This window comes from Streptomyces lonarensis (assembly GCF_012033735.1).
Classification (GTDB): Bacteria; Actinomycetota; Actinomycetes; order Streptomycetales; family Streptomycetaceae; genus Streptomyces; species Streptomyces lonarensis.
Map to the genome: position 1 here is coordinate 1 of NZ_JAAVJD010000330.1, position 4,582 is coordinate 4,582.

The 4,582-nt window shown below is 75.4% G+C and carries 2 protein-coding genes and 1 pseudogene; 1 reads left to right on the forward strand and 2 read right to left on the reverse strand.

Annotated elements, in window-relative coordinates:
- A partial coding sequence (locus tag HCN56_RS23875; protein WP_167974472.1) for a nitrate- and nitrite sensing domain-containing protein occupies nucleotides 1-2,091 on the reverse strand: 2,091 nt, incomplete at its 3' end.
- A gap of 213 nt (nucleotides 2,092-2,304) precedes the next feature.
- Here HCN56_RS23875 and HCN56_RS23880 point away from each other — a divergent pair.
- Entirely contained in the window at nucleotides 2,305-2,589 is a 285-nt protein-coding gene (locus tag HCN56_RS23880; protein WP_312871412.1) for a hypothetical protein, read from the forward strand.
- Between the two features lie 76 nt (nucleotides 2,590-2,665).
- Here the strand turns inward: HCN56_RS23880 and HCN56_RS23885 are convergent.
- Nucleotides 2,666-4,582 (reverse strand): annotated as a pseudogene (locus tag HCN56_RS23885) (hypothetical protein); the annotation flags it as partial.

Here is a 4,582-nt window from a genome sequence, read left to right on the forward strand (position 1 = left end):
GGCGTCCGCGGCCTCGGGGACCGCGGCACGCGGCAGGAGGGGGACGTCGGGCTCGGCGCGGCGGCGCGCGGGGGGCGGGGCCAGGGTCTCGCGCAGGGGTTCCGGGCCGGGCACGGAGACGGGGGCGTCCAGTTCGACGGGGCCGTCGACGGGGCCGTTGAGGAGGGCCGGGGGCGACGGGCGGTCCGGGAGCGGGGCGCGGTGGTCGGTGTCGTCGGCGACGGCGTCGCTCAGCAGCTCACCGGAGAGCAGCACGACCGCGGTGGTGCCGCCGTAGGGCGACGGGGCGAGGGTGACGCGGACGGCGTGGCGCCGGGCCAGCCGGGAGACCACGAAGAGTCCCAGGCGGTCGGTGTCGGAGAGTTCGAAGTCCGGGCTGTTGGCGAGGGTTTCGTTGGCCGCGGCGAGGGCCGCGGGGGTCATGCCGAGACCCCGGTCGTGGATCTCCAGGGAGAAGCCCTGCGGCACCCGCTCGCCCTGGACGTGCACGGCGGTGTGCGGCGGCGAGAACACCGTGGCGTTCTCCAGGAGTTCGGCTATGAGGTGGCTGAGGTCGGAGACGGCGTTGCCGGCCACCGACAGCCGCGGCATTCGCCGCACCTCTATCCGCTCGTACTGCTCGACCTCGGCGACGGCGCCGCGCACGACGTCCATCAGCTGGACCGGCTTGCGCCACTGCCGGGGCGGGGCGGCGCCCGAGAGGATGACGAGCCCCTCGGCGTGCCGCCGCATGCGGGTGGTCAGGTGGTCCAGGCGGAAGAGGTCGGCCAGCTCGTCGGCGTCGTCGGTACGGCGCTCCATGGTGTCGAGGAGGCTGAGCTGACGGTGGAGCAGCACCTGGTTGCGGCGGGCGAGGTTGACGAAGACGTCGGAGACCCCGCGCCGCATGTCGGCCTGCCGGACCGTGGCCTCGACCGCGGCGCGCTGCAGGGTGTTCAGCGCGCGGCCGACGTCGCCGACCTCGTCGCGTCCGTACTCCAGCTTCGGGGCCTCCGTCTCCACGTCGACCGTCTGTCCCTCGCCGAGGCGCCGCATCACCGCGGGGAGCCGGACGTCGGCGGCCTCGTGCGCCTCGCGGCGCAGCGCCCGCAGGTCGCGGACGAGGCCGCGGCCGACGCGGATGGAGACGAACACGGAGACGAGGACGGCGGCCAGTCCCGCGACGCCGGCCACCGCCGCGCGGGTCAGCACCGCCGTCGCGGCCGGGGAGACCTCGTCCTGGTAGCGGTCGGAGGCGGCGTCGGCGAGGGAGCGCAGTTCGGTGGCGGCCGCGGAGGTGACGTCCTCCCAGCGCTCGGGGCCGATGGAGTCCTCACCGTGGGAGATGAGGTTCTCCTCGGTGACGGTGAGGGTGTGGCCGAGGCCGACCTGCCAGAAGTAGTCGTGGGCCTGGCGGTCGTCCAGCGGCAGGTCGGGCAGGTAGGTGGCGAAGGCCTGGCGGCGCTCGGCGGCGCCCTCGGTCAGCCGCCGCTGCTCGGTGTCGGTGACCGTGCCCGCGACCAGTGCGCCCGCGATCAGCGCGTCGGTGCGGGAGAGGTACTCGGCGGCGTGGCCCAGCCCGGAGACCGCGCGCCCGTGGCGGTCGAGGGCCACGTTCTCCAGCAGGTGCAGGGCCGAGACGAATCGGACCCCGGGCTCGGCCAGGCCGTTGTACGCCTCCAGCGCGCCGGCGCGGGTGGTGGTGTTGGCGTCGACGTTGCCGCGGATCTGCTCCAGCCGGCCGATACCGTTGAGCAGGCTGTCCAGCCGCTGCTGCGCACCGTCGTTGAGGTCGGCCCGGGCGCCGGTGTCGGCGGCGAGGTGGAGCCGTGCCACCGCGTGGTCGGTGGTGGTGCGGGCGCTCCGGAGGTCGGCCTGGTTGCGCGGGTCCGCCAGGTAGACCATGGTCTGGCGGCGCTCCTGCTGGAGCGCGCGGACCGCGGCCTCGGCCGGCCGGCCCAGACTGTCGGAGACGGCGGAGACGGCGAGCAGTTCGCGGGCCTCCTGTGCGGTGATCGCGACCGAGAACGCCCAGAGCCCGACCAGCGCCGTGAGGGGCACCAGGAGCAGCGCGGTGATCTTCCGCCGGACGGACTTCCCCCGAAAGCGCATGACCTCCCCTAAGTCCGTGCCGAAACCGAGTCGTTGTGCCGGATCACATCCTCTCTCCCCGGGGCCGGACGGGAAACGGCGGGGGCAGGTAGATGTGCGGCGCGCCTCATCCTTACTGTTCACATGCGGGCGTGCAAGGCGTTCTACCATGGTCGCGCGTGACATTTCCGCGCATCCCGTCGTTCATCTCGCCGTGCAGGGGAGCGCAGGAGGATGGACCCCAGACCCCGTATGCCGGACCCGGTGCGTGACGCCGCGGTCCGGGCGGTGCTGTTCGTGGCGGTGACGCTGGTTCAGCTGCTCGTGCTGGTGCTCAGCGCGCTGGCCGGCTCCTGGCTGGCGGTACCGATGGTCTTCAGTACGTTGCTGAGTGTGATCCTCTCCACCTGGGGGGTGCTGGACATCTGGATCACCCGTCAGATGTGGCGCCAGCGCCACGGCGTGGTGTCGCTGCCCAACAGCGTCGCGCGGCGCCGGGCGCTGGGGCGCGAGGGCTGACCGGGGCGGCGCCGCACGCGCCGCCCCGGTTCGTGCCGGCACCGCCCGCCCCGGTTCGTGCCGGCGCCGGTTCTTCTCAGTCCCGGTCCGCTGCGGCGCCCTCCGTCGATCCCTCCGACCGGTCTGCCACCACCTGCTGAGGTGCGGCCGGTGGCCCGGCCGACGGGCCGCCGGTGTGCTGCGCGGGTACCGACGCGCGCGCCGGATGGGCCGTGAGTTCCGGGCGGGGCCGACGGTACATGCGGGTGGCGGTGATCTCGCTGTGGGTGCCGTCCTCGCCCTCGGCCGCCGCGGGCAGGCCGGGCCGCAGGTGTTCCTCGACCCGGATGTACTTCAGCCCCGCGCGCAGGTCGGCGTCGTTGCGCAACCGGATGACCAGCGGGAACTCCGCCAGCGCCGTGGTGTCGAACAGGCCCGTGGTGTAGAGCAGCTGCACCCCGAGCGCGTCGGAGACGGCGCGTTGCAGCTCCAGCAGGTAGGTGGCGTTGGCGCGGCCGATGGGGTTGTCCAGGAAGAGGGTCCCGGCGTGGCGGTGCTCGTCCCGGCCCCGGTCGTTGCTGCGCAGCGCCGCCATCGTGCAGTACAGCGCGATGGCGGCCGTCAGCAGCTGTCCGCCGGAGAAGACGTCGCCCATCTGTCCGACGGGAACGCGCTCGGCGCGCAGCACCGCGTCGGGCTTCAGGATCTCCACCGAGACGCCCCGAGGCCGGAGCGCGGCCTCGACCCCGCGCAGCAGCAGCGACATGCCGTCGCGCCGCAGGTCGGTGTTGCGGCGGACCGCGGCGCTGGTCGTCTCGTCCACGACCTCGCCCAGCCGCTCGGTGAGCGTGGCCGGGTCGGGGTCCTCGAAGCGGATGCGGACGAACTCCTGCCCGGACCACTCCCCCAGCCCCTCCGGCAGGCGGGAGAGCCGCTGCGCGGAGCGGAGGGTGGCGAGCGAGGAGTCGACCAGCCCGCGCAGCCGGGCCACGATCGACCCGCGGTTGCGTTCCAGCTGCTCCAGTTCGTCGGTGAGCACCCGCAGCCGCGGGGCGAACGCCTCGGCCCAGGCGGCGGCGTGGTCGGGGAGGGCCGCGGCGGGCAGCTCCCGGATCTGCTGCCGGGCGGGGGTCCGCACCTGTTCGTAGCGGGTGGCGTTGGCGTGCCGGACCAGCTGGTCGGAGGCCTCGCGGACGGTGGAGTCGGCGGCGGAGAGGTCCGAGGCGCACCCGCGCAGCGAGCGGCGGGCCTCGGCCGCCGCTCGGCGGGCCTCCTCAGGGCCGCCGGGGTACGGGCCGGGCTCGGCGGCCTCGTCCTCGCCGCCGGGCTCGCGCAGCAGGTCCCGCAGCTGGGCGGCGAGCTCCTCGAAGGCACCGGTGGCGTCCTGCGCGGCACGGTGGTCGTCCTGGAGATCGGCGTGGGCCTCCCGGGCGGTCTCCAGGCCCTGCCGACGGGTCTCCTCCTCCGCGCTCGCGGTGCGGAGGAGTTCGCGGGCGTGGCCGGCGTCGCGCGGCTCCAGCTCCTGCGGCAGGTCGGTGTGCTGGCCGCCGTCGGAGGGAGCGTGGCGCTCCGCCTCGCCCCGCAGCCGGCCGAGCTGCTCGCTGGCGGTGGAGGCCCGGGACTCCACGAGCTGGACCTGGGCCTCGGCGCGGGCGGCGGCGGCCTGGCGGGAGGGGCCGTCGGCGCCGTCGGTGGTCTCCAGCAGCTTGGCCGCGCGGGCCCGGACCTTGGCGCCCAGCCGGTCGAGCGCGGTCTGCGCGGCGGTGGCGTCGCCCTCGGCCCGCGCCTGCTCCGCCCGGAGGTCGGCGTCGACGCCGACCTGGTCGTAGAGGCGGGCGGCGGTGCGGTACTGCTCGCGGAGGGCGGGGAGGGCGGCCTCGGGCGGGGTGTCCTCGGCGGTGTCGTCGTCGCCCGGGTCGGTGGGCCCGCCGATCTCGGCGCGCTCGGCGCGCAGCACCCGCGCGGTGCGGCGGGCGTCGTCGGCCGTCCGCTGGGCGGTGCGCCGGTCCTCGTC